This window comes from Siccibacter colletis, assembly GCF_025914095.1.
Classification (GTDB): Bacteria; Pseudomonadota; Gammaproteobacteria; order Enterobacterales; family Enterobacteriaceae; genus Siccibacter; species Siccibacter colletis.
In genome coordinates, this window is record NZ_CP074352.1 from 336,193 (window position 1) to 357,096 (window position 20,904).

35 protein-coding genes are annotated in these 20,904 nt (G+C 52.6%); 33 read left to right on the forward strand and 2 right to left on the reverse strand.

What is annotated here, in order from left to right:
• Positions 1-28: 28 nt before the first annotated feature.
• From kefG to slyD, 4 genes are all read left to right on the forward strand, one after another.
• A complete protein-coding gene (gene kefG, locus KFZ77_RS01575) occupies positions 29-580 on the forward strand; it encodes a glutathione-regulated potassium-efflux system ancillary protein KefG (protein ID WP_264385276.1) in 552 nt (183 codons plus the stop codon).
• Positions 580-2,385, forward strand: coding sequence for a glutathione-regulated potassium-efflux system protein KefB (gene kefB / locus KFZ77_RS01580; protein ID WP_264385277.1), 1,806 nt, complete (start codon positions 580-582; stop codon positions 2,383-2,385). The genes kefG and kefB overlap by 1 nt, the downstream gene beginning before the upstream one ends.
• A 9-nt stretch (positions 2,386-2,394) precedes the next feature.
• Positions 2,395-2,595, forward strand: a complete 201-nt coding sequence (locus KFZ77_RS01585) for a YheV family putative zinc ribbon protein (protein WP_031521730.1) — start codon at positions 2,395-2,397, stop codon at positions 2,593-2,595.
• Between the two features lie 94 nt (positions 2,596-2,689).
• Positions 2,690-3,277: a peptidylprolyl isomerase gene (gene slyD / locus KFZ77_RS01590; RefSeq protein WP_264385278.1), complete on the forward strand. Its 588-nt coding sequence runs from the start codon at positions 2,690-2,692 to the stop codon at positions 3,275-3,277.
• Between the two features lie 44 nt (positions 3,278-3,321).
• On the opposite strand, the gene KFZ77_RS01595 is transcribed toward slyD, so the two are convergent.
• Positions 3,322-3,540, reverse strand: a complete 219-nt coding sequence (locus KFZ77_RS01595; protein ID WP_031521725.1) for a protein SlyX — start codon at positions 3,538-3,540, stop codon at positions 3,322-3,324.
• Between the two features lie 230 nt (positions 3,541-3,770).
• On the opposite strand from KFZ77_RS01595, the gene fkpA reads away from it, so the two are divergent.
• The 11 genes from fkpA to bfr all read left to right on the forward strand — a co-directional run bounded on the left by fkpA (position 3,771) and on the right by bfr (position 12,028).
• Positions 3,771-4,604 carry an FKBP-type peptidyl-prolyl cis-trans isomerase gene (gene fkpA, locus KFZ77_RS01600; protein WP_031521723.1) on the forward strand — a complete coding sequence of 278 codons (834 nt, stop codon included), beginning with the start codon at positions 3,771-3,773 and terminating at the stop codon, positions 4,602-4,604.
• A 181-nt stretch (positions 4,605-4,785) separates the two neighbouring features.
• Positions 4,786-5,514: a helix-turn-helix transcriptional regulator gene (locus KFZ77_RS01605; protein ID WP_031521721.1), complete on the forward strand. Its 729-nt coding sequence runs from the start codon at positions 4,786-4,788 to the stop codon at positions 5,512-5,514.
• A complete protein-coding gene (gene tusD, locus KFZ77_RS01610; protein ID WP_264385279.1) occupies positions 5,514-5,900 on the forward strand; it encodes a sulfurtransferase complex subunit TusD in 387 nt (128 codons plus the stop codon). The genes KFZ77_RS01605 and tusD overlap by 1 nt, the downstream gene beginning before the upstream one ends.
• Positions 5,900-6,259: a sulfurtransferase complex subunit TusC gene (tusC, locus tag KFZ77_RS01615; protein WP_264385280.1), complete on the forward strand. Its 360-nt coding sequence runs from the start codon at positions 5,900-5,902 to the stop codon at positions 6,257-6,259. The genes tusD and tusC overlap by 1 nt, the downstream gene beginning before the upstream one ends.
• 7 nt (positions 6,260-6,266) lie before the next feature.
• The gene (gene tusB, locus KFZ77_RS01620) at positions 6,267-6,554 is read left to right on the forward strand and encodes a sulfurtransferase complex subunit TusB (protein ID WP_264385281.1); all 288 of its coding nucleotides are present in this window, start codon (positions 6,267-6,269) and stop codon (positions 6,552-6,554) included.
• Positions 6,555-6,679: 125 nt separating this feature from the next.
• On the forward strand, positions 6,680-7,054 hold the full coding sequence (gene rpsL / locus KFZ77_RS01625; RefSeq protein WP_000246815.1) for a 30S ribosomal protein S12: 375 nt from the start codon (positions 6,680-6,682) through the stop codon (positions 7,052-7,054).
• Between the two features lie 96 nt (positions 7,055-7,150).
• The gene (gene rpsG, locus KFZ77_RS01630) at positions 7,151-7,621 is read left to right on the forward strand and encodes a 30S ribosomal protein S7 (protein ID WP_003861706.1); all 471 of its coding nucleotides are present in this window, start codon (positions 7,151-7,153) and stop codon (positions 7,619-7,621) included.
• A 95-nt stretch (positions 7,622-7,716) separates the two neighbouring features.
• Complete coding sequence (fusA, locus tag KFZ77_RS01635; RefSeq protein WP_031521714.1) at positions 7,717-9,831, forward strand: elongation factor G; 2,115 nt, start codon at positions 7,717-7,719, stop codon at positions 9,829-9,831.
• Between the two features lie 70 nt (positions 9,832-9,901).
• Positions 9,902-11,086, forward strand: a complete 1,185-nt coding sequence (gene tuf / locus KFZ77_RS01640) for an elongation factor Tu (RefSeq protein WP_264384974.1) — start codon at positions 9,902-9,904, stop codon at positions 11,084-11,086.
• Positions 11,087-11,272: 186 nt separating this feature from the next.
• Entirely contained in the window at positions 11,273-11,467 is a 195-nt protein-coding gene (bfd, locus tag KFZ77_RS01645; protein WP_031523892.1) for a bacterioferritin-associated ferredoxin, read from the forward strand.
• Positions 11,468-11,539: 72 nt separating this feature from the next.
• Entirely contained in the window at positions 11,540-12,028 is a 489-nt protein-coding gene (gene bfr, locus KFZ77_RS01650; RefSeq protein WP_031523893.1) for a bacterioferritin, read from the forward strand.
• Here bfr and KFZ77_RS01655 read toward each other — a convergent pair.
• A complete protein-coding gene (locus KFZ77_RS01655; protein WP_072002052.1) occupies positions 12,000-12,491 on the reverse strand; it encodes a prepilin peptidase in 492 nt (163 codons plus the stop codon). The two genes, bfr and KFZ77_RS01655, sit on opposite strands and share 29 nt — an antisense overlap.
• A gap of 381 nt (positions 12,492-12,872) precedes the next feature.
• Between KFZ77_RS01655 and rpsJ the strand changes: the two genes are divergently transcribed.
• The 18 genes from rpsJ to rplR all read left to right on the forward strand — a co-directional run bounded on the left by rpsJ (position 12,873) and on the right by rplR (position 20,891).
• The gene (gene rpsJ / locus KFZ77_RS01660; RefSeq protein WP_001181005.1) at positions 12,873-13,184 is read left to right on the forward strand and encodes a 30S ribosomal protein S10; all 312 of its coding nucleotides are present in this window, start codon (positions 12,873-12,875) and stop codon (positions 13,182-13,184) included.
• A 32-nt stretch (positions 13,185-13,216) separates the two neighbouring features.
• Entirely contained in the window at positions 13,217-13,846 is a 630-nt protein-coding gene (rplC, locus tag KFZ77_RS01665) for a 50S ribosomal protein L3 (RefSeq protein ID WP_024549497.1), read from the forward strand.
• A 10-nt stretch (positions 13,847-13,856) separates the two neighbouring features.
• Positions 13,857-14,462 (forward strand): 50S ribosomal protein L4, encoded by a 606-nt coding sequence (gene rplD / locus KFZ77_RS01670; protein ID WP_024558311.1) that lies wholly within the window; start codon positions 13,857-13,859, stop codon positions 14,460-14,462.
• On the forward strand, positions 14,459-14,761 hold the full coding sequence (gene rplW / locus KFZ77_RS01675; RefSeq protein ID WP_031523897.1) for a 50S ribosomal protein L23: 303 nt from the start codon (positions 14,459-14,461) through the stop codon (positions 14,759-14,761). The genes rplD and rplW overlap by 4 nt, the downstream gene beginning before the upstream one ends.
• A gap of 17 nt (positions 14,762-14,778) precedes the next feature.
• Positions 14,779-15,600, forward strand: a complete 822-nt coding sequence (rplB, locus tag KFZ77_RS01680) for a 50S ribosomal protein L2 (RefSeq protein ID WP_023479412.1) — start codon at positions 14,779-14,781, stop codon at positions 15,598-15,600.
• 16 nt (positions 15,601-15,616) lie between these two features.
• Positions 15,617-15,895, forward strand: coding sequence for a 30S ribosomal protein S19 (gene rpsS / locus KFZ77_RS01685; RefSeq protein ID WP_001138115.1), 279 nt, complete (start codon positions 15,617-15,619; stop codon positions 15,893-15,895).
• Positions 15,896-15,909: 14 nt separating this feature from the next.
• A complete protein-coding gene (rplV, locus tag KFZ77_RS01690; protein WP_000447529.1) occupies positions 15,910-16,242 on the forward strand; it encodes a 50S ribosomal protein L22 in 333 nt (110 codons plus the stop codon).
• Between the two features lie 17 nt (positions 16,243-16,259).
• Entirely contained in the window at positions 16,260-16,958 is a 699-nt protein-coding gene (gene rpsC / locus KFZ77_RS01695) for a 30S ribosomal protein S3 (protein WP_006817277.1), read from the forward strand.
• A gap of 12 nt (positions 16,959-16,970) precedes the next feature.
• Entirely contained in the window at positions 16,971-17,381 is a 411-nt protein-coding gene (gene rplP / locus KFZ77_RS01700) for a 50S ribosomal protein L16 (RefSeq protein ID WP_002438716.1), read from the forward strand.
• The gene (rpmC, locus tag KFZ77_RS01705) at positions 17,381-17,572 is read left to right on the forward strand and encodes a 50S ribosomal protein L29 (protein ID WP_004388609.1); all 192 of its coding nucleotides are present in this window, start codon (positions 17,381-17,383) and stop codon (positions 17,570-17,572) included. Before rplP ends, rpmC begins: the two co-directional genes overlap by 1 nt.
• The gene (gene rpsQ / locus KFZ77_RS01710; protein WP_002438707.1) at positions 17,572-17,826 is read left to right on the forward strand and encodes a 30S ribosomal protein S17; all 255 of its coding nucleotides are present in this window, start codon (positions 17,572-17,574) and stop codon (positions 17,824-17,826) included. The genes rpmC and rpsQ overlap by 1 nt, the downstream gene beginning before the upstream one ends.
• A gap of 164 nt (positions 17,827-17,990) precedes the next feature.
• Complete coding sequence (rplN, locus tag KFZ77_RS01715; RefSeq protein ID WP_002919748.1) at positions 17,991-18,362, forward strand: 50S ribosomal protein L14; 372 nt, start codon at positions 17,991-17,993, stop codon at positions 18,360-18,362.
• A gap of 10 nt (positions 18,363-18,372) precedes the next feature.
• Positions 18,373-18,687: a 50S ribosomal protein L24 gene (gene rplX, locus KFZ77_RS01720; protein WP_002445369.1), complete on the forward strand. Its 315-nt coding sequence runs from the start codon at positions 18,373-18,375 to the stop codon at positions 18,685-18,687.
• Between the two features lie 14 nt (positions 18,688-18,701).
• Positions 18,702-19,241: a 50S ribosomal protein L5 gene (rplE, locus tag KFZ77_RS01725; RefSeq protein ID WP_031523907.1), complete on the forward strand. Its 540-nt coding sequence runs from the start codon at positions 18,702-18,704 to the stop codon at positions 19,239-19,241.
• A gap of 9 nt (positions 19,242-19,250) precedes the next feature.
• The gene (gene rpsN, locus KFZ77_RS01730; RefSeq protein WP_004388614.1) at positions 19,251-19,556 is read left to right on the forward strand and encodes a 30S ribosomal protein S14; all 306 of its coding nucleotides are present in this window, start codon (positions 19,251-19,253) and stop codon (positions 19,554-19,556) included.
• Positions 19,557-19,589: 33 nt separating this feature from the next.
• Entirely contained in the window at positions 19,590-19,982 is a 393-nt protein-coding gene (rpsH, locus tag KFZ77_RS01735) for a 30S ribosomal protein S8 (RefSeq protein WP_031523908.1), read from the forward strand.
• A 12-nt stretch (positions 19,983-19,994) separates the two neighbouring features.
• Positions 19,995-20,528: a 50S ribosomal protein L6 gene (gene rplF / locus KFZ77_RS01740; RefSeq protein ID WP_031523909.1), complete on the forward strand. Its 534-nt coding sequence runs from the start codon at positions 19,995-19,997 to the stop codon at positions 20,526-20,528.
• A 9-nt stretch (positions 20,529-20,537) separates the two neighbouring features.
• Positions 20,538-20,891: a 50S ribosomal protein L18 gene (gene rplR, locus KFZ77_RS01745; RefSeq protein ID WP_031523910.1), complete on the forward strand. Its 354-nt coding sequence runs from the start codon at positions 20,538-20,540 to the stop codon at positions 20,889-20,891.
• The last annotated feature ends 13 nt before the right edge of the window (positions 20,892-20,904 follow it).

A 20,904-nucleotide genomic window follows, 5' to 3' on the forward strand; every position in this document is an offset into this window, starting at 1 on the left:
AAGTACTATGACACCCTGGAGGGGAATGATGTCACAGCCGCCTAAAGTTCTGCTGCTGTATGCCCATCCGGAATCTCAGGACTCGGTAGCCAACCGGGTTTTGCTTAAGCCGGCTCAGCAACTGCCTCACGTCACCGTGCACGATCTCTACGCGCACTACCCTGACTTTTTTATTGATATTCCCCAGGAGCAGGCGCTGCTGAGTGAGCACGATGTGATTGTGTTCCAGTTTCCGCTCTATACCTACAGCTGTCCGGCGCTGCTCAAAGAGTGGCTCGACCGCGTGCTAAGCCGCGGTTTTGCCAGCGGCGTGGGCGGTAACCAGCTGGCCGGTAAGTACTGGCGTAACGTCATTACCACCGGCGAGCCGGAGGGGGCGTATCGCTATGACGGTTTTAATCGCTATCCGCTGAATGAAATCCTGCGGCCTTTCGAGCTGACCGCGGCGATGTGCCGTATGCACTGGCTCAGTCCGATGATCGTCTACTGGGCGCGCCGTCAGTCGCCGCAGGAACTGGCAACCCATGCTGCCGCCTACGGCGAATGGCTGTCCTCCCCACATTTGCCGGGGGGCCGCTGATGGAAGGTGGAGATATTATGCTGGCCGGCGTGCTGTTCCTGTTCGCCGCCGTGGTGGCCGTACCGATTGCCGCCAGGCTCGGTATCGGTGCCGTGCTGGGTTACCTGCTGGCGGGCATTGCCATTGGCCCGTGGGGGCTGGGTTTTATCAGCGACGTAGAAGAGATCCTGCACTTCTCGGAGCTGGGCGTGGTGTTCCTGATGTTTATCATCGGACTGGAGCTTAACCCGTCAAAACTCTGGCAGCTGCGGCGCTCGATTTTTGGCGTGGGGGCCGCGCAGGTGCTGTTCAGCGCGGCGCTGCTGGCCGGGCTGCTGATGCTCACTGACTTCTCGTGGCAGGCGGCGGTGGTCGGCGGAATTGGCCTGGCGATGTCGTCCACGGCGATGGCGCTACAGCTGATGCGCGATAAGGGCATGAACCGCAGCGAAGCCGGGCAGCTCGGGTTTTCGGTACTGCTGTTTCAGGATCTGGCAGTCATCCCGGCGCTGGCGCTGGTGCCACTGCTGGCGGGCAGCAGCGATCAGCCGCTCGACTGGATGAAGGTCGGCATGAAGGTGCTGGCGTTTGCCGGCATGCTGGTGGGCGGGCGCTATCTGCTGCGCCCGGTGTTTCGCTATATTGCCGCGTCGGGCGTGCGTGAAGTCTTCACCGCCGCCTCGCTGCTGCTGGTGCTTGGCTCGGCGTTGTTTATGGACGCGCTGGGGCTGTCGATGGCACTCGGCACCTTCATCGCCGGCGTGCTGCTGGCGGAAAGCGAGTATCGCCACGAGCTGGAGATGTCCATCGATCCCTTTAAAGGGCTGCTGCTCGGCCTGTTCTTTATTTCCGTAGGAATGGCGCTGAACCTCGGCGTCCTCTATACCCATGTATTGTGGGTGCTGATGAGCGTCGCGGTGCTGGTGGCGGTAAAAACCCTGATCCTTTACCTGCTGGCGCGCCTCTACGGCTTGCGCAGCTCCGAGCGCATGCAGTTCGCCAGCGTGCTGAGCCAGGGCGGAGAGTTTGCGTTCGTGCTGTTCTCTACCGCCTCGTCGCAGCGCCTGTTTCAGGGCGACCAGATGGCGCTGCTGCTGGTGACGGTGACGCTTTCAATGATGACCACGCCGCTGCTGATGAAAGGTATCGACAAGTGGCTGGCGCATCGTTTCAATGCTGGCGATGAAGAAGTGGAAATGCCGTGGGTCGATGATGACGAACCGCAGGTGATTATCGTTGGCTTCGGACGTTTTGGGCAGGTCATCGGGCGCCTGCTGATGGCAAACACCATGCGCATCACGGTGCTGGAACGCGATATCAGCGCGGTAAACCTGATGCGCAAATATGGCTATAAGGTCTATTACGGGGATGCCACCCAGGTGGAACTGCTGCGTTCGGCGGGTGCCGCGTCGGCGAAGTCCATCGTGATTACCTGCAACGAGCCGGAAGACACCATGAAGATTGTGCATCTCTGCCAGCAGCACTTCCCGCACCTCAGCATTCTGGCCCGTGCCAGAGGCCGCGTGGAGGCGCACGAGCTGCTGCAGGCCGGGGTGAAGCAGTTCTCGCGTGAAACCTTCTCCAGTGCGCTGGAGCTGGGGCGCAAAACGCTGATGACGCTGGGGATGCATCCGCATCAGGCGCAGCGCGCGCAGCTGCATTTTCGCAGGCTTGATATGCGCATGCTGCGCGAGCTGATGCCGGTCCATACCGACAGCGCGCAAATTTCCCGCGCCCGTGAAGCGCGACGCGAGCTGGAAGAGATCTTCCAGCGTGAGATGCAGCAGGAGCGGCGTCAGTTCGATGGCTGGGACGAATTTGAGTAAAGGTGAGTAATGTCGCAACGTAAACGGTTTATCGCCGGCGCAACCTGCCCGGCGTGCAAGGCTCAGGATTCGCTGGCGATGTGGCGCGAAAACAGCGTCGATATCGTGGAGTGCGTGAAGTGCGGACATCAGATGCGCGAGGCGGATAAAGCGGTACGCGAGCACGTTCGCAAAGAGGAACAGGTGATCGGCATTTTTCACCCGGACTAGCGCTATAGCCCAGCTTTTTTTAAGCTAAGGGGTACACGGGTGCAGAATTCCGCTACAATCTGCGCCACTATTCTTCCCCTGCTCAGGAGATATCATGAAAGTAGCAAAAGACCTGGTGGTCAGCCTGGCCTATCAGGTACGTACAGAAGACGGTGTGTTGGTTGATGAATCTCCGGTGAGTGCGCCGCTGGATTACCTGCATGGTCACGGCTCTCTGATCTCTGGCCTGGAAACGGCGCTGGAAGGCCACGACGTTGGCGACAAATTCGACGTTGCGGTAACTGCGAACGACGCATACGGTCAGTACGATGAGAACCTGGTTCAGCGCGTTCCTAAAGACGTATTCATGGGCGTTGACGAACTGCAGGTTGGCATGCGCTTCCTGGCAGAGACCGACCAGGGTCCGGTACCGGTTGAGATCACCGAAGTGGAAGACGATCACGTTGTGGTTGACGGTAACCACATGCTGGCTGGCCAGAACCTGAAGTTCAACGTGGAAGTCGTTGCTATCCGCGAAGCGACCGAAGAAGAACTGGCTCACGGCCACGTTCACGGTGCGCACGACCATCATCACGACCATGACCACGATCACGATGGCTGCTGCGGCGGTCACGGCCACGATCACGGTCATGACCACGGTAACAAAGGCGGTTGTGGCAATGGCGGTTGTGGCTGCCACTAAGCTGCACTGCAAAAAAGGCGCCTCCGGGCGCCTTTTTTATTGCTTCAGTAGTGCGGCGGCGGGGTCTCTTCCGACTGCGACGCCATCATTGAGGGCTGGGTGGCTTTAAGCTTATCCACCAGCAGGCGCAGATGATCGCGCAGTCTCGCCATTTCCAGCTCGTGTTCCGTGACCGTCTGGTTCAGCGCGTCGATGGTGTGCTCCTGAAAGGCCAGTCGGCTTTCCAGCTCGGCCAGCCGTTCTTCGATTGAGTGCTGCGGCATAATTCCCCCGGTTGTTTTTTAGGCCAGCGTGGCAGGCGCGCCAGGATTTTACGCAAATTTCCCGGCTACCGATATATTCCGTAAGCGCAGGAAACTAATTTAAACAAAAATAGTCGTAATTAACTCGATCAGAAGGGGAGAGATTGTGTAGATTTCCTCCACGACGTTTTATATTACGTGTCTGAAATTTAGTTAACATGGGGAGCAATACCCCGACCCTGGAGATATGGATGAAATCATTGTTTAAAGTAACCCTGCTGGCCACCACCATGGCAGTTGCACTGAATGCTTCTACCGCATTCGCAGCGCCAGCGGCAGCGAAAGACGCCGCGGCGGACACCAAATCAGCAGCAGCGAACAAGGATGCGTTTAAAAGCGACGACCAGAAATCGGCTTACGCTCTGGGTGCATCGCTGGGACGTTACATGGAAAACTCCCTGAAAGAGCAAGAGAAGCTGGGCGTGAAGCTCGATAAAGCACAGCTGATCGCAGGCGTTCAGGATGCCTTCGCGGGCAACAGCAAAATGTCCGATCAGGACATTGAGAAAACTCTTCAGGAATTCGAAGCGCGCGTGAAGAATGCTGCGCAGGCTAAGATGGAAAAAGACGCGAAAGAGAACGCCGAGAAGGGTAAAGCCTTCCGTGACGCTTTCGCGAAAGAGAAGGGTACTAAAACCTCTTCTACTGGCCTGATCTACAAAGTAGAGAAAGAAGGCACTGGTGCTGCGCCGAAAGACAGCGATACCGTGGTCGTGAACTACAAGGGTACGCTGATCGACGGTAAAGAGTTCGATAACTCCTATACCCGTGGCGAGCCGCTCTCCTTCCGTCTGGATGGCGTAATCCCGGGCTGGACCGAAGGTCTGAAATACATCAAGAAAGGCGGCAAAATCAAGATGGTTATCCCGCCAGAGCTGGCATACGGGAAAACCGGCGTTCCGGGTATTCCGGCTGACTCCACCCTGGTCTTTGACGTAGAGCTGCTGGATATCAAACCGGCTGCTAAACAGGATGAGAAGGCACCGGCAGCAGGCGAAGAAAAACCGGCCGCTGCGCAGAAGTAAGTTTCTGATACGAAACCGCCGCCCCAATTGGGCGGCGGTTTTTTATTTGTGGCAGGATATAATAAAAACTGGAAAGCGCGTCTGACGCTGTATTACTTTAGCCGTCTGCGTAACAACTGAGTAATGAGTCTGCCCTGACACGATAATACGACAGGCTCTCTTTAGAGGGTGGTATCTTTTCATGTCCAATTCGCTTTTAACCAACGAAACCAGTGAGCTCGACTTACTGGATCAACGTCCCTTTGACCAGACCGACTTCGATATCCTCAAATCCTATGAAGCGGTGGTTGACGGCTTAGCGATGCTGATTGGTTCCCATTGCGAAATTGTGTTGCACTCATTACAGGATTTGAAATGTTCCGCCATCCGCATCGCCAACGGCGAACATACCGGTCGTAAAATCGGCTCACCCATTACTGACCTGGCGCTGCGTATGCTGCATGACATGACCGGCGCCGACAGTAGCGTATCGAAGTGCTATTTCACCCGAGCAAAAAGTGGTGTGCTGATGAAGTCGGTGACCATCGCCATCCGCAACCGCGAACACCGGGTGATTGGCCTGCTGTGTATCAATATGAATCTCGACGTGCCGTTCTCGCAGATCATGAGCACCTTTATTCCGCCAGAGACGCCGGACCAGGAAGTGCCGTCATCGGTTAACTTCGCCTCGTCGGTGGAAGATCTGGTGACCCAGACGCTGGAGTTCACCATCGAAGAGGTCAATGCCGACCGCAACGTGTCCAATAACGCCAAGAATCGCCAGATCGTGCTCAATCTTTATGAGAAAGGCATCTTCGACATCAAAGACGCGATAAACCAGGTGGCGGACCGCCTGAATATCTCCAAGCACACGGTCTATCTCTACATTCGCCAGTTCAAAAGCGGTGATTTTGTCGGGCAGGAGCGCTGATGCGTTTTGCCATGATGGTGACGGGCCCGGCTTACGGCACGCAGCAGGCGAGCAGCGCGTTACGCTTCGCGCAGGCCGTGCTGGCGGAAGGGCATCAGCTTGAAAGTATCTTTTTCTATCGTGAAGGCGTGTATAACGCCAATCAGCTCACCGCGCCGGCCAGCGACGAGTTCGATCTGGTGCGCGCCTGGCAGCAACTGAACCAGCAGCACGGTGTGGAACTGCATATCTGCGTTGCGGCTGCACTGAGACGTGGCGTGACCGACAATGAGCAGGCGACGCTACAGCAGTTACCTGCCGCTAACCTGCAGCCCGGTTTTACTCTGAGCGGCCTGGGTGCGCTGGCGCAGGCATCCCTGACCTGCGATCGGATGGTGCAGTTCTGATGAAACGCATCGCTTACGTTTTTACTACTGCTCCCCACGGTTCCAGCGCCGGACGCGAAGGGCTGGATGCGCTGCTGGCGACTTCTGCCCTGAGTGAAGAGATCGGCGTTTTCTTTATCGGCGACGGCGTGCTGCAACTCCTGCCGGATCAGCAACCCGCTAAAATTATGGCGCGGGACTATATTGCGACCTTCCGCGTGCTGCCGCTCTACGACATCGAGCAGTACTGGGTGTGCGCCCGCGCTTTGCGGGAGCGCGGCCTGGCGGAGCACCAGACGTTAGTGCTGGATGCTGAGGTCGTCGAGCCGGATGTCTGGCGTGGGCATCTCAACGATTATGACGTGGTATTAACTTTCTGAGGCCGACATGCTGCACACCCTGAGCCACTCTCCCTGGCGCTGTGATTTCTCAACCTTTCTTTCGGCGCTGCGGCCGGGGGATGAGGTGCTGCTGCTGCAGGACGGCGTGATCGCTGCCATCGAAGGCGGCCTGTTCCTTGAAAAGCTGCGTAGCGCCCCCATCTCAGTAAGCGTGCTGCGTGATGACGTTGAAGCGCGCGGCCTGTCTGCTCAAATTTCGAACAGTATCGTCAGGGTTAGCTATACTGATTTCGTCAGAATGACGCTCAGTCACCAAAGTCAAATGGCCTGGTGACGTTGCGATCTCTGTATATTTCTTGACACCTTTTCGGGTCAGCCCTAAAATTCCGCGTCCTCATATTATATGAGGGCGTTTTATTACGTGTTTACGAAGCAAAAGCTAAAACCAGGAGCTATTTAATGGCAACAGTTAACCAGCTGGTTCGCAAACCACGCGCACGCAAAGTTGCAAAGAGCAACGTGCCAGCGCTGGAAGCCTGCCCGCAAAAACGTGGTGTATGTACTCGTGTATATACCACCACTCCGAAAAAACCGAACTCCGCACTGCGTAAAGTGTGCCGTGTTCGTCTGACTAACGGTTTTGAAGTGACTTCCTACATCGGTGGTGAAGGTCACAACCTGCAGGAGCACTCCGTGATCCTGATCCGTGGCGGTCGTGTAAAAGACCTCCCGGGTGTTCGTTACCACACCGTTCGTGGTGCGCTCGACTGCTCCGGCGTTAAAGACCGTAAGCAAGCGCGCTCCAAGTATGGCGTGAAACGTCCTAAGGCTTAATGGTTCTCCGTTAAGTAAGGCCAAACGTTTTAACTTAAATGTCAAACTAAACTCGTAGAGTTTTGGACAATCCTGAATTAACAACGGAGTATTTCCATGCCACGTCGTCGCGTCATTGGTCAGCGTAAAATTCTGCCGGATCCTAAGTTCGGATCAGAACTGCTGGCTAAATTTGTAAATATCCTGATGGTAGATGGTAAAAAATCTACTGCAGAAGCAATCGTATACAGTGCACTTGAGACCCTGGCTCAGCGCTCTGGTAAAAATGAACTGGAAGCTTTCGAAGTCGCTCTCGACAACGTGCGCCCGACTGTAGAGGTTAAGTCTCGCCGCGTTGGTGGTTCTACTTATCAGGTTCCGGTTGAAGTTCGTCCGGTTCGTCGTAATGCCCTGGCAATGCGTTGGATCGTTGAAGCTGCTCGTAAACGCGGTGATAAATCCATGGCTCTGCGCCTGGCGAACGAACTTTCTGATGCTGCAGAAAACAAAGGTACTGCAGTTAAGAAACGTGAAGACGTTCACCGTATGGCAGAAGCCAACAAGGCGTTCGCACACTACCGTTGGTAATCCCTTCGGAGTCTTAGTCACAAGGCGGGCGCTTCAGGTAAGCCGCCCGCTTTTTGGCAACTTATTCTGAACGCCTAAGGCAATAGAGGAATCAAATGGCTCGTACAACACCCATTGCACGCTACCGTAACATCGGTATCAGTGCGCACATCGACGCCGGTAAAACCACTACTACCGAACGTATTCTGTTCTACACCGGTGTAAACCACAAAATCGGTGAAGTTCATGACGGCGCAGCTACCATGGACTGGATGGAGCAGGAGCAGGAGCGTGGTATTACCATTACCTCCGCAGCGACTACTGCATTCTGGTCTGGTATGGCTAAGCAGTATGAACCGCATCGCGTAAACATCATCGACACCCCGGGCCACGTTGACTTCACCATCGAAGTAGAACGTTCCATGCGTGTTCTTGACGGTGCGGTAATGGTTTACTGCGCAGTTGGTGGTGTTCAGCCGCAGTCTGAAACCGTATGGCGTCAGGCGAACAAATATAAAGTTCCGCGTATCGCGTTCGTTAACAAAATGGACCGTATGGGCGCGAACTTCCTGAAAGTTGTTGATCAGATCAAAACCCGTCTGGGCGCGAACCCGGTTCCGCTGCAGCTGGCGATTGGTGCTGAAGAAGGCTTCACCGGTGTCGTTGACCTGGTAAAAATGAAAGCCATCAACTGGAACGAAGCTGATGCTGGCGTTACCTTCGAATACGAAGATATCCCGGCTGATATGCAGGACCTGGCTGAAGAATGGCACCAGAACCTGATCGAATCCGCAGCTGAAGCATCTGAAGAGCTGATGGAAAAATACCTGGGCGGCGATGAGCTGACCGAGGAAGAGATCAAGACTGCACTGCGTCAGCGTGTTCTGAACAACGAAATCATCCTCGTAACCTGTGGTTCTGCGTTCAAGAACAAAGGCGTTCAGGCAATGCTGGATGCGGTAGTTGATTACCTGCCGTCTCCGATTGACGTACCTGCAATCAACGGCATGCTGGATGACGGTAAAGATACTCCGGCTGAGCGTCACGCAAGCGACGAAGAGCCGTTCTCTGCACTGGCGTTCAAAATCGCTACCGACCCGTTCGTTGGTAACCTGACCTTCTTCCGTGTGTACTCCGGTGTGGTTAACTCTGGTGATACCGTACTGAACTCCGTGAAATCCGCACGTGAGCGTTTCGGCCGTATCGTACAGATGCACGCTAACAAACGTGAAGAGATCAAAGAAGTTCGCGCGGGCGACATCGCTGCTGCAATCGGTCTGAAAGACGTGATCACTGGTGACACCCTGTGTGACCCGGATCACCCGATCATTCTGGAGCGTATGGAATTCCCTGAGCCGGTAATCTCCATCGCCGTTGAGCCGAAAACCAAAGCTGACCAGGAAAAAATGGGTCTGGCTCTGGGTCGTCTGGCGAAGGAAGACCCGTCATTCCGCGTATGGACTGACGAAGAGTCTAACCAGACCATCATCGCCGGTATGGGTGAGCTGCACCTCGACATCATCGTTGACCGTATGAAACGTGAATTCAACGTTGAAGCGAACGTCGGTAAACCTCAGGTTGCTTACCGCGAAGCGATTCGTGCGAAAGTTACCGATATCGAAGGTAAACACGCCAAGCAGTCTGGTGGTCGTGGTCAGTATGGTCATGTTGTTATCGACATGTACCCGCTGGAGCCGGGCTCTAACCCTAAAGGTTACGAGTTCATCAACGACATTAAAGGTGGTGTAATTCCTGGTGAATACATCCCTGCCGTTGATAAAGGCATTCAGGAGCAGCTGAAGTCTGGTCCGCTGGCTGGTTACCCGGTAGTTGACATGGGTGTACGTCTGCACTTCGGTTCTTACCATGACGTTGACTCCTCTGAGCTGGCGTTTAAACTGGCAGCTTCTATCGCCTTTAAAGAAGGCTTTAAGAAAGCTAAACCAGTTCTGCTTGAGCCGATCATGAAGGTTGAAGTAGAAACGCCGGAAGAGAACACTGGTGATGTCATCGGTGACCTTAGCCGTCGTCGTGGTCAGCTGAAAGGTCAGGAATCTAACGCTACTGGCGTTCAGATCCATGCTGAAGTTCCGCTGTCAGAAATGTTTGGCTATGCAACTCAGCTGCGCTCACTGACCAAAGGTCGTGCTTCTTACTCTATGGAGTTCCTGAAGTATGATGATGCGCCGAACAACGTTGCTCAGGCCGTAATTGAAGCCCGTGGTAAATAAGCCACAGGGTTAAAACCAAAGTCCCGTGCTCTCTCCGGTGGGGGAGAGCACTATAGTAAGGAATATAGCCGTGTCTAAAGAAAAATTTGAACGTACAAAACCGCACGTCAACGTTGGTACTATCGGCCACGTTGACCATGGTAAAACTACCCTGACCGCTGCAATCACTACCGTACTGGCTAAAACCTACGGCGGTGCTGCCCGCGCATTCGACCAGATCGATAACGCGCCGGAAGAAAAAGCTCGTGGTATCACCATCAACACTTCTCACGTTGAATATGACACCCCGACTCGCCACTACGCACACGTAGACTGCCCGGGCCACGCCGACTATGTTAAAAACATGATCACCGGTGCTGCGCAGATGGACGGCGCGATCCTGGTTGTTGCTGCGACTGACGGCCCGATGCCGCAGACCCGCGAGCACATCCTGCTGGGTCGTCAGGTAGGCGTTCCGTTCATCATCGTGTTCCTGAACAAATGCGACATGGTTGATGACGAAGAGCTGCTGGAACTGGTTGAGATGGAAGTGCGCGAGCTGCTGTCTCAGTACGACTTCCCGGGCGACGACACTCCGATCGTTCGTGGTTCTGCTCTGAAAGCGCTGGAAGGCGAAGCTGAGTGGGAAGAGAAAATCATCGAACTGGCTGGCTACCTGGATTCCTACATCCCGGAACCAGAGCGTGCGATTGACAAGCCGTTCCTGCTGCCGATCGAAGACGTATTCTCCATCTCCGGCCGTGGTACTGTAGTTACCGGTCGTGTAGAGCGCGGCATCATCAAAGTTGGTGAAGAAGTTGAAATCGTTGGTATCAAAGATACTGCGAAATCCACCTGTACCGGCGTTGAAATGTTCCGCAAACTGCTGGACGAAGGTCGTGCGGGCGAGAACTGCGGCGTTCTGCTGCGTGGTATCAAGCGTGAAGAGATCCAGCGTGGCCAGGTACTGGCTAAGCCGGGCACCATCAAGCCGCACACCAAGTTCGAATCCGAAGTGTACATCCTGTCCAAAGATGAAGGCGGCCGTCACACTCCGTTCTTCAAAGGCTACCGTCCGCAGTTCTACTTCCGTACTACTGACGTGACTGGCACCATCGAACTGCCGGAAGGCGTTGAGATGGTAATGCCGGGCGACAACATCAAAATGGTTGTTACCCTGATCCACCCGATCGCGATGGACGACGGTCTGCGTTTCGCAATCCGTGAAGGCGGCCGTACCGTTGGCGCGGGCGTTGTTGCTAAAGTTCTGGGCTAATCACTCTGATTAGTTTCTGAATAAAAAAGAGGGCGCTTCGGCGCCCTTTTTTGATCGCGTTAACTCCCTGCCTGCAAACACTATTCTCAAAGCACCGCGAATCGCCTGATGAGTTACAATCGCTGTGCTATTGTAATCATAACCATTCTCATTTACTCTTTGCGCAGAAATTGAACGGGAGTCATCATGTACGTTTGTTTGTGTAATGGTGTAAGTGATAAAAAAATCCGTCAGGCGGTACGCCAGTATCATCCGCAATCTTTTCAGCAGCTACGCAAATTCATTTTGATTGGGAATCAATGTGGAAAATGCGTGCGCGCTGCACGTGAGATTATGCAGGATGAACTGATGCAGCTTCCCGAATACAAAGAGATTGCTTAAGATTTCATCTTTTTTTTGACATCCCTGATGCCGCATCTACGCTCTAATGAGTGGAAGCGGAGGGACTATAAAATGAAAGGTGATATTAAAATCATAAACTATCTCAATAAATTATTGGGAAATGAGCTTGTCGCAATCAATCAGTATTTTCTCCATGCAAGAATGTTCAAAAACTGGGGCCTGATGCGCCTCAACAACGTGGAATACCATGAATCTATCGATGAAATGAAACATGCCGATATTTATATCGAGCGTATTTTATTTCTCGAAGGTATTCCGAACCTGCAGGACTTAGGCAAACTTCACATCGGTGAAGATGTCGAAGAGATGCTGCGCTCTGACCTTCAACTGGAACTGGAGGGGGCTCAGGATCTTCGGGAGGCTATTGCCTATGCCGACACCATTCATGATTACGTCAGCCGCGATATGATGATCAAAATCCTTGAGGACGAAGAACACCATATCGACTGGCTGGAAACTGAGCTCGACCTCATCAGCAAAATTGGTCTGCAGAACTATATTCAGTCACAGATTAAAGAAGAGGCATCAGGAGCGTCCTGATGGGTGGGTAGTAACTTACCCCGACTGAAATCAGCCCCGCTGCTGCCAGAAATGGGCCAAACGGCAGCGGGTTTTTGATGGTAAATCCCCGGCGTGTTAAGGGCCCATAAAGAAGCGACGCCACTAAGCCTCCCGCTGAAGCGATAAGTAATAAACCGGTCAGTGCTTGCCATCCGTGCCATGCACCCAATGCCGCAAATAGCTTGACGTCTCCGTAGCCCAGTCCTTCATGCTTACATAATGCTCTGTAGCACCAGTACACCAGATATAAAAACAAATACCCGCCGATAGCCCCCCATACGGCAGAGTTTAAAAATTCAGGTGCACAAAGAAGCTGAAAAAGCATTCCACACCAAAGAAACGGGCAGGTAAGGCTATTGGGCAGTAACCCTGTCCGCCAGTCAATCCAGCTCAGGCGCAGGATGAGGCACAGATAGATAAAGGCGAAAAAGTAAGTGAGCATAACTAATCCCCAGCGAAAAATTGTGTGCCGAGATTAGCGCGAGGGGATAAGAACAAAAGTGGTACTGTGTAAAGCCGGAAACCGGCTTCAGCTCTGTTTTCTCCGGGTACATTTTTGCAGTCTGCAATGCGAGGCTGCTCGGTGAATTTCGTGACTACGCTTAATTTATAATCAGCACTTGCTAATAGGTCAGATTTCCGTATAATGCGCGGGCCTGTCTATATTGACGGCCGGCTCGATATGAGTCTGGATGAAGCAGTCAGTCATCAAAACAATGCTCCCGATTGGGGGGCTACGTAAGAACGATTACACTCCCCCATCAATCGTAATGGGTGTGAGGAGTAATTCTTTTCGTCTATAAATAATTGGAGCTCTGGTCTCATGCAGAACCAAAGAATCCGTATCCGTCTTAAAGCGTTTGATCATCGTCTGATCGATCAATCAACCGCGGAAATCGTCGAGACTGCCAAGCGCACTGGTGCGCAGGTACGTGGTCCGATCCCGCTGCCGACCCGCAAAGAGCGCTTCACCGTTCTGATCTCCCCGCACGTCAACAAAGACGCGCGCGATCAGTACGAAATCCGCACTCACAAGCGTCTGGTTGACATCGTTGAGCCAACCGAGAAAACCGTTGATGCTCTGATGCGTCTGGACCTGGCTGCCGGTGTAGACGTGCAGATCAGCCTGGGTTAATCAGGTCATCGAGCGATTGAGAGGTTGAAACAATGATTGGTTTAGTCGGTAAAAAAGTGGGTATGACCCGCATCTTCACTGAAGATGGCGTATCTATCCCAGTAACCGTAATCGAAGTTGAAGCAAACCGCGTTACTCAGGTTAAAGATCTGGCTAACGATGGCTACCGTGCTGTTCAGGTTACCACTGGTGCTAAAAAAGCTAACCGTGTAACTAAGCCGGAAGCTGGTCACTTCGCTAAAGCTGGCGTTGAAGCTGGCCGTGGTCTGTGGGAATTCCGCCTCGCTGATGGCGAAGAGTTCACCGTAGGTCAGGACATTAGCGTTGAGCTGTTTGCTGAAGTTAAAAAAGTAGACGTAACTGGCACCTCTAAAGGTAAAGGTTTCGCAGGTACCGTTAAGCGCTGGAATTTCCGTACCCAGGACGCTACCCACGGTAACTCCTTGTCTCACCGCGTTCCGGGTTCTATCGGTCAGAACCAGACTCCGGGCAAAGTGTTTAAAGGCAAGAAAATGGCAGGTCAGCTGGGTAATGAGCGCGTAACCGTTCAGAGCCTGGACGTAGTACGTGTTGACGCTGAGCGCAACCTGCTGCTGGTTAAGGGTGCAGTTCCGGGTGCAACCGGTAGCGACCTGATCGTTAAACCAGCTGTGAAGGCGTGAGGAGATAGCAATGGAATTAGTATTGAAAGACGCGCAAAGCGCGCTGACTGTTTCCGAAACTACCTTCGGTCGTGATTTCAACGAAGCGCTGGTACACCAGGTTGTTGTAGCTTATGCAGCTGGTGCTCGTCAGGGTACTCGTGCTCAAAAGACTCGTGCTGAAGTAACTGGTTCCGGTAAAAAGCCGTGGCGCCAGAAAGGTACCGGCCGTGCGCGTTCAGGTTCTATCAAGAGTCCGATCTGGCGTTCCGGTGGCGTGACCTTCGCTGCTCGCCCGCAAGACCACAGTCAAAAAGTTAACAAAAAGATGTACCGCGGCGCGCTGAAAAGCATCCTGTCCGAACTGGTACGTCAAGATCGTCTGATCGTTGTCGAGAAGTTCTCTGTAGAAGCGCCGAAAACTAAGCTGCTGGCTCAGAAACTGAAAGACATGGCTCTGGAAGATGTGCTGATCATCACCGGCGAACTGGATGAGAATCTGTTCCTGGCTGCGCGCAACCTGCACAAGGTTGACGTACGTGATGCTGCAGGTATCGATCCAGTTAGCCTGATCGCCTTCGACAAAGTCGTAATGACTGCTGATGCTGTTAAGCAAGTTGAGGAGATGCTGGCATGATTCGTGAAGAACGTCTGCTGAAAGTGCTGCGTGCACCGCACGTTTCTGAAAAAGCGTCTACTGCGATGGAAAAAACTAACACCATCGTTCTCAAAGTTGCTAAAGACGCGACCAAAGCAGAAATCAAAGCTGCTGTGCAGAAACTGTTTGAAGTCGAAGTTAATGACGTGAATACCCTGGTAGTTAAGGGTAAAACCAAGCGTCATGGACAGCGTATCGGTCGTCGTAGCGACTGGAAAAAAGCTTACGTCACCCTGAAAGAAGGCCAGAATCTGGACTTCGCTGGCGGCGCTGAGTAAGTCGGAGGAGTAATACAATGGCAGTTGTTAAGTGTAAACCGACATCTCCGGGTCGTCGCCACGTAGTTAAAGTGGTTAACCCTGAGCTGCACAAGGGCAAACCTTTTGCTCCGTTGCTGGAAAAAAACAGCAAATCCGGTGGCCGTAACAACAATGGCCGTATCACCACTCGTCATATCGGTGGTGGCCACAAGCAGGCTTACCGTATTGTTGACTTCAAACGCAACAAAGATGGTATCCCGGCAGTTGTTGAACGTCTTGAGTACGATCCGAACCGCTCTGCGAACATCGCACTGGTTCTGTACAAAGATGGCGAGCGCCGTTACATCCTGGCCCCTAAAGGCCTGAAAGCTGGCGACCAGATTCAGTCTGGCGTTGATGCTGCAATCAAAGCGGGTAACACCCTGCCGATGCGCAATATCCCGGTTGGTTCTACCGTTCATAACGTAGAAATGAAACCAGGTAAAGGCGGTCAGCTGGCGCGTTCTGCTGGTACCTATGTACAGATCGTTGCTCGTGACGGTGCTTATGTCACCCTGCGTCTGCGTTCTGGCGAAATGCGTAAAGTGGAAGCTGACTGCCGCGCTACTCTGGGCGAAGTTGGTAACGCTGAGCATATGCTGCGCGTTCTGGGTAAAGCAGGTGCTGCACGCTGGCGTGGTATTCGTCCTACCGTTCGCGGTACTGCGATGAACCCGGTAGATCACCCACATGGTGGTGGTGAAGGTCGTAACTTTGGTAAGCACCCGGTAACTCCGTGGGGCGTTCAGACCAAAGGTAAGAAGACCCGCAGCAACAAGCGTACTGATAAATTTATCGTACGTCGCCGTAGCAAATAATTTTAGAGGATAAGCCATGCCACGTTCTCTCAAGAAAGGTCCTTTTATTGACCTGCACTTGCTGAAGAAGGTAGAGAAAGCGGTGGAAAGCGGTGACAAGAAGCCCCTGCGCACCTGGTCCCGTCGTTCAACGATCTTTCCTAACATGATCGGTTTGACCATCGCTGTCCATAATGGTCGTCAGCACGTTCCGGTATTTGTTTCCGACGAAATGGTCGGTCACAAACTGGGTGAATTCGCACCGACTCGTACTTATCGCGGCCACGCTGCTGATAAAAAAGCGAAGAAGAAATAAGGTAGGAGGAAGAGATGGAAACTATCGCTAAACATCGCCATGCTCGTTCTTCTGCTCAAAAGGTTCGCCTTGTGGCTGACCTGATTCGCGGTAAGAAAGTGTCGCAGGCTCTGGATATTTTAACCTACACCAACAAGAAAGCGGCTGTACTGGTTAAGAAGGTCCTGGAATCTGCCATTGCTAACGCTGAACACAACGATGGCGCTGACATCGACGATCTGAAAGTCACGAAAATTTTCGTAGATGAAGGCCCAAGCATGAAGCGCATTATGCCGCGTGCAAAAGGTCGTGCAGATCGCATCCTGAAGCGCACCAGCCACATCACTGTGGTTGTGTCCGATCGCTGAGACTCTGGAGACTAGCAATGGGTCAGAAAGTACATCCTAATGGTATTCGCCTGGGTATTGTAAAACCATGGAACTCTACCTGGTTTGCGAACACCAAAGAATTCGCTGACAACCTGGACAGCGACTTTAAAGTACGTCAGTACCTGACTAAGGAACTGGCTAAAGCGTCTGTATCTCGTATCGTTATCGAGCGTCCGGCTAAGAGCATCCGTGTGACCATTCACACCGCTCGTCCGGGTATCGTTATCGGTAAGAAAGGTGAAGACGTTGAGAAACTGCGCAAGGTCGTAGCGGATATCGCTGGCGTTCCTGCACAGATCAATATCGCCGAAGTTCGTAAGCCTGAACTGGACGCAAAACTGGTTGCTGACAGCATCACTTCTCAGCTGGAACGTCGTGTTATGTTCCGTCGTGCTATGAAGCGTGCTGTACAGAACGCCATGCGTCTGGGCGCTAAAGGTATCAAAGTTGAAGTTAGCGGCCGTCTGGGCGGCGCTGAGATCGCACGTACCGAATGGTACCGTGAAGGTCGCGTTCCGCTGCATACGCTGCGTGCTGACATTGACTACAACACCTCTGAAGCGCACACCACTTACGGTGTAATCGGCGTTAAGGTATGGATCTTCAAAGGTGAGATCCTGGGTGGTATGGCTGCTGTTGAACAACCGGAACCGGCTGCTCAACCTAAAAAGCAGCAGCGTAAAGGCCGTAAATAAGGAGCGTCGCTGATGTTACAACCAAAGCGTACAAAATTCCGTAAAGTGCACAAAGGCCGCAACCGTGGTCTGGCGCAGGGTACGGATGTTAGCTTCGGCACTTTCGGTCTGAAAGCTGTTGGCCGTGGTCGTCTGACTGCACGTCAGATCGAAGCAGCACGTCGTGCTATGACCCGTGCAGTTAAGCGTCAGGGTAAAATCTGGATCCGTGTATTCCCGGACAAACCGATCACCGAGAAGCCGCTTGAAGTTCGTATGGGTAAAGGTAAAGGTAACGTAGAGTATTGGGTTGCCTTGATTCAGCCGGGTAAAGTCCTGTATGAAATGGACGGCGTACCGGAAGAGCTTGCCCGTGAAGCATTCAAGCTGGCAGCAGCGAAACTGCCGATTAAAACCACCTTTGTAACTAAGACGGTGATGTAATGAAAGCAAAAGAGCTGCGTGAAAAGAGTGTTGAAGAGCTGAACACCGAGCTGCTTAACCTGCTGCGTGAGCAGTTTAACCTGCGTATGCAGGCTGCAAGTGGCCAGCTGCAACAGACTCACCTGTTGAAGCAAGTGCGTCGTGACGTCGCACGCGTTAAGACTTTACTGACTGAGAAGGCGGGTGCGTAATGACCGATAAAATCCGTACTCTGCAAGGTCGCGTCGTAAGCGACAAAATGGAGAAATCCATTGTTGTTGCTATCGAACGTTTCGTGAAACACCCGATCTACGGTAAATTCATTAAGCGTACGACCAAACTGCACGTACATGACGAGAACAACGAATGTGGTATCGGCGACAAGGTTGAAATCCGTGAATGCCGTCCGCTGTCCAAGACTAAGTCCTGGACTCTGGTTCGCGTTGTAGAGAAAGCGGTTCTGTAATAGAGTACGCATTCTCAAACGATAAACGGCTCAGAGATGAGCCGTTTATTTTTTCTACCCTTATCTGGGAACCGGTGTTATAATGCCGCGCCCTCGATATGGGGTTATTTAACGACCTGATTTTTTGGGTCCCGAAGTAGTAGTTGACATTAGCGGAGCACTAAATGATCCAGGAACAGACTATGCTGAACGTCGCCGACAACTCCGGCGCTCGTCGCGTAATGTGTATCAAGGTTCTGGGTGGCTCGCACCGTCGCTACGCAGGCGTCGGCGATATCATCAAGATCACCATCAAGGAAGCAATTCCGCGTGGTAAGGTCAAAAAAGGTGATGTGCTGAAGGCGGTAGTGGTGCGCACCAAGAAGGGTGTTCGTCGCCCGGACGGTTCTGTCATTCGCTTCGATGGCAATGCATGCGTTATTTTAAACAATAACAGTGAGCAGCCCATCGGTACGCGTATTTTTGGGCCGGTAACTCGTGAACTTCGTACTGAAAAGTTCATGAAAATTATCTCTCTGGCACCAGAAGTACTTTAAGGAGCGAATCATGGCAGCGAAAATCCGTCGTGATGACGAAGTTATCGTGTTAACCGGTAAAGATAAAGGTAAGCGCGGTAAAGTTAAGAATGTCCTGTCTTCCGGCAAGGTCATTGTTGAAGGTATCAACTTGGTTAAGAAACACCAGAAGCCGGTCCCGGCTCTGAACCAGGCGGGTGGCATCGTTGAAAAAGAAGCTGCTATTCAGGTTTCTAACGTTGCAATCTTCAATGCGGCAACCGGCAAGGCTGACCGTGTAGGCTTTAGATTCGAAGACGGCAAAAAAGTCCGTTTCTTCAAGTCTAATAGCGAAACTATCAAGTAATTTGGAGTAGTACGATGGCGAAACTGCATGATTACTACAAAGACGAAGTAGTTAAAAAACTCATGACCGAGTTTAACTACAATTCTGTCATGCAAGTCCCTCGGGTCGAGAAGATCACCCTGAACATGGGTGTTGGTGAAGCGATCGCTGACAAGAAACTGCTGGATAACGCAGCAGCTGACCTAGCAGCAATCTCCGGTCAAAAGCCGTTGATCACCAAGGCACGCAAATCAGTTGCAGGCTTCAAAATCCGTCAGGGCTATCCGATCGGCTGTAAAGTAACTCTGCGTGGCGAACGCATGTGGGAGTTCTTTGAGCGTCTGATCACTATTGCTGTACCGCGTATTCGTGACTTCCGTGGCCTGTCCGCTAAGTCTTTCGATGGTCGTGGTAACTACAGCATGGGTGTCCGTGAGCAGATCATCTTCCCGGAAATCGATTACGATAAAGTCGATCGCGTACGTGGTTTGGATATTACCATCACCACTACTGCGAATTCCGATGAAGAAGGCCGTGCTCTGCTGGCTGCCTTTGACTTCCCGTTCCGCAAGTAAGGTTACTTCATGGCTAAGCAATCAATGAAAGCACGCGAAGTAAAGCGCGTAGCTTTGGCTGAAAAATACTTCGCTAAACGCGCTGAACTGAAAGCGATCATTTCTGATGTGAACGCCTCCGACGAAGATCGTTGGAATGCCGTTCTCAAGCTGCAGACTCTGCCGCGTGATTCCAGCCCGTCTCGTCAGCGTAACCGCTGCCGTCAAACTGGTCGTCCGCACGCTTTCCTGCGGAAGTTCGGGTTGAGCCGTATTAAGGTCCGTGAAGCCGCTATGCGCGGTGAAATCCCGGGTCTGAAAAAGGCTAGCTGGTAATTGTCACCAATTGAATCACGGGAGTAAAGACAGATGAGCATGCAAGATCCGATCGCGGATATGCTGACCCGTATCCGTAACGGTCAGGCCGCGAACAAAGCTGCGGTCACCATGCCTTCCTCCAAGCTGAAAGTGGCAATTGCCAACGTGCTGAAGGAAGAAGGTTATATCGAAGATTTTAAAATTGAAGGCGACACCAAGCCTGAACTGGAACTTACTCTCAAGTATTTCCAGGGCAAAGCTGTGGTAGAAAGCATTCAGCGTATCAGCCGCCCAGGTCTGCGCATCTATAAGAAAAAAGATGAGCTGCCGAAAGTTATGGCCGGTCTGGGTATCGCAGTTGTTTCTACCTCTAAAGGTGTTATGACTGATCGTGCAGCGCGCCAGGCTGGTCTCGGCGGCGAAATTATCTGCTACGTAGCGTAATCGGAGGAAAAAATGTCTCGTGTTGCTAAAGCACCGATCGTTCTTCCTGCCGGCGTAGAGGTAAAACTCAACGGTCAGGTTATTACGATCAAAGGTAAAAACGGCGAGCTGACTCGTACTCTCAACGATGCTGTTGAAGTGAAGCAAGCAGATAACACTCTGACTTTCGCTCCGCGCGAAGGTTTTGTAGATGGTTGGGCCCAGTCTGGTACCGCACGTGCTCTGCTGAACTCAATGGTTGTCGGTGTTACCGAAGGCTTCATCCGTAAGCTTCAACTGGTTGGTGTAGGTTACCGTGCTGCGGTCAAAGGTGATGTTGTGAACCTGTCCCTGGGCTTCTCACATCCGGTTGACCACAAGCTGCCTGCAGGTATTACCGCTGAATGTCCGACTCAGACTGAAATCGTACTGAAAGGTGCTGATAAGCAGTTGATCGGTCAGGTAGCTGCAGACCTGCGCGCCTACCGTCGTCCTGAGCCTTATAAAGGCAAGGGTGTTCGTTACGCCGACGAAGTCGTGCGTACCAAAGAGGCTAAGAAGAAGTAAGGTAACACTATGGATAAGAAATCTGCTCGTATCCGTCGTGCGACCCGCGCACGCCGCAAGCTCAAAGAGCTGGGTGCGACCCGCCTGGTGGTACATCGTACCCCGCGTCATATTTACGCACAGGTGATCGCTCCGAATGGTTCTGAAGTTCTGGTAGCTGCTTCTACTGTAGAAAAAGCTATCGCTGAGCAACTGAAGTATACCGGGAACAAAGACGCTGCCGCTGCTGTAGGTAAAGCAGTTGCAGAACGCGCTATCGAAAAAGGCATCAAAGATGTTTCTTTCGACCGTTCCGGGTTCCAATATCATGGTCGTGTCCAGGCACTGGCAGATGCTGCCCGTGAAGCTGGCCTTCAGTTCTAAGGTAGAGGTGTAA

Coding starts and splice junctions, on each gene's coding strand:
- tusC (WP_264385280.1), top strand. CDS start 5,900: ATGAAACGCATCGCTTACGTTTTTACTACTGCTCCCCACGGTTCCAGC.
- rpsH (WP_031523908.1), top strand. CDS start 19,590: ATGAGCATGCAAGATCCGATCGCGGATATGCTGACCCGTATCCGTAAC.
- KFZ77_RS01655 (WP_072002052.1), bottom strand. CDS start 12,491: ATGCTCACTTACTTTTTCGCCTTTATCTATCTGTGCCTCATCCTGCGC.
- rpsQ (WP_002438707.1), top strand. CDS start 17,572: ATGACCGATAAAATCCGTACTCTGCAAGGTCGCGTCGTAAGCGACAAA.
- rplE (WP_031523907.1), top strand. CDS start 18,702: ATGGCGAAACTGCATGATTACTACAAAGACGAAGTAGTTAAAAAACTC.
- rpsS (WP_001138115.1), top strand. CDS start 15,617: ATGCCACGTTCTCTCAAGAAAGGTCCTTTTATTGACCTGCACTTGCTG.
- rpsN (WP_004388614.1), top strand. CDS start 19,251: ATGGCTAAGCAATCAATGAAAGCACGCGAAGTAAAGCGCGTAGCTTTG.
- bfr (WP_031523893.1), top strand. CDS start 11,540: ATGAAAGGTGATATTAAAATCATAAACTATCTCAATAAATTATTGGGA.
- rplX (WP_002445369.1), top strand. CDS start 18,373: ATGGCAGCGAAAATCCGTCGTGATGACGAAGTTATCGTGTTAACCGGT.
- rpsJ (WP_001181005.1), top strand. CDS start 12,873: ATGCAGAACCAAAGAATCCGTATCCGTCTTAAAGCGTTTGATCATCGT.
- kefB (WP_264385277.1), top strand. CDS start 580: ATGGAAGGTGGAGATATTATGCTGGCCGGCGTGCTGTTCCTGTTCGCC.
- rpsG (WP_003861706.1), top strand. CDS start 7,151: ATGCCACGTCGTCGCGTCATTGGTCAGCGTAAAATTCTGCCGGATCCT.
- rplW (WP_031523897.1), top strand. CDS start 14,459: ATGATTCGTGAAGAACGTCTGCTGAAAGTGCTGCGTGCACCGCACGTT.
- rplN (WP_002919748.1), top strand. CDS start 17,991: ATGATCCAGGAACAGACTATGCTGAACGTCGCCGACAACTCCGGCGCT.
- rpmC (WP_004388609.1), top strand. CDS start 17,381: ATGAAAGCAAAAGAGCTGCGTGAAAAGAGTGTTGAAGAGCTGAACACC.
- rplC (WP_024549497.1), top strand. CDS start 13,217: ATGATTGGTTTAGTCGGTAAAAAAGTGGGTATGACCCGCATCTTCACT.
- fusA (WP_031521714.1), top strand. CDS start 7,717: ATGGCTCGTACAACACCCATTGCACGCTACCGTAACATCGGTATCAGT.
- rplR (WP_031523910.1), top strand. CDS start 20,538: ATGGATAAGAAATCTGCTCGTATCCGTCGTGCGACCCGCGCACGCCGC.
- rpsL (WP_000246815.1), top strand. CDS start 6,680: ATGGCAACAGTTAACCAGCTGGTTCGCAAACCACGCGCACGCAAAGTT.
- rplD (WP_024558311.1), top strand. CDS start 13,857: ATGGAATTAGTATTGAAAGACGCGCAAAGCGCGCTGACTGTTTCCGAA.
- kefG (WP_264385276.1), top strand. CDS start 29: ATGTCACAGCCGCCTAAAGTTCTGCTGCTGTATGCCCATCCGGAATCT.
- KFZ77_RS01585 (WP_031521730.1), top strand. CDS start 2,395: ATGTCGCAACGTAAACGGTTTATCGCCGGCGCAACCTGCCCGGCGTGC.
- fkpA (WP_031521723.1), top strand. CDS start 3,771: ATGAAATCATTGTTTAAAGTAACCCTGCTGGCCACCACCATGGCAGTT.
- rplF (WP_031523909.1), top strand. CDS start 19,995: ATGTCTCGTGTTGCTAAAGCACCGATCGTTCTTCCTGCCGGCGTAGAG.
- KFZ77_RS01605 (WP_031521721.1), top strand. CDS start 4,786: ATGTCCAATTCGCTTTTAACCAACGAAACCAGTGAGCTCGACTTACTG.
- rpsC (WP_006817277.1), top strand. CDS start 16,260: ATGGGTCAGAAAGTACATCCTAATGGTATTCGCCTGGGTATTGTAAAA.
- KFZ77_RS01595 (WP_031521725.1), bottom strand. CDS start 3,540: ATGCCGCAGCACTCAATCGAAGAACGGCTGGCCGAGCTGGAAAGCCGA.
- bfd (WP_031523892.1), top strand. CDS start 11,273: ATGTACGTTTGTTTGTGTAATGGTGTAAGTGATAAAAAAATCCGTCAG.
- tusD (WP_264385279.1), top strand. CDS start 5,514: ATGCGTTTTGCCATGATGGTGACGGGCCCGGCTTACGGCACGCAGCAG.
- rplB (WP_023479412.1), top strand. CDS start 14,779: ATGGCAGTTGTTAAGTGTAAACCGACATCTCCGGGTCGTCGCCACGTA.
- rplP (WP_002438716.1), top strand. CDS start 16,971: ATGTTACAACCAAAGCGTACAAAATTCCGTAAAGTGCACAAAGGCCGC.
- rplV (WP_000447529.1), top strand. CDS start 15,910: ATGGAAACTATCGCTAAACATCGCCATGCTCGTTCTTCTGCTCAAAAG.
- slyD (WP_264385278.1), top strand. CDS start 2,690: ATGAAAGTAGCAAAAGACCTGGTGGTCAGCCTGGCCTATCAGGTACGT.
- tusB (WP_264385281.1), top strand. CDS start 6,267: ATGCTGCACACCCTGAGCCACTCTCCCTGGCGCTGTGATTTCTCAACC.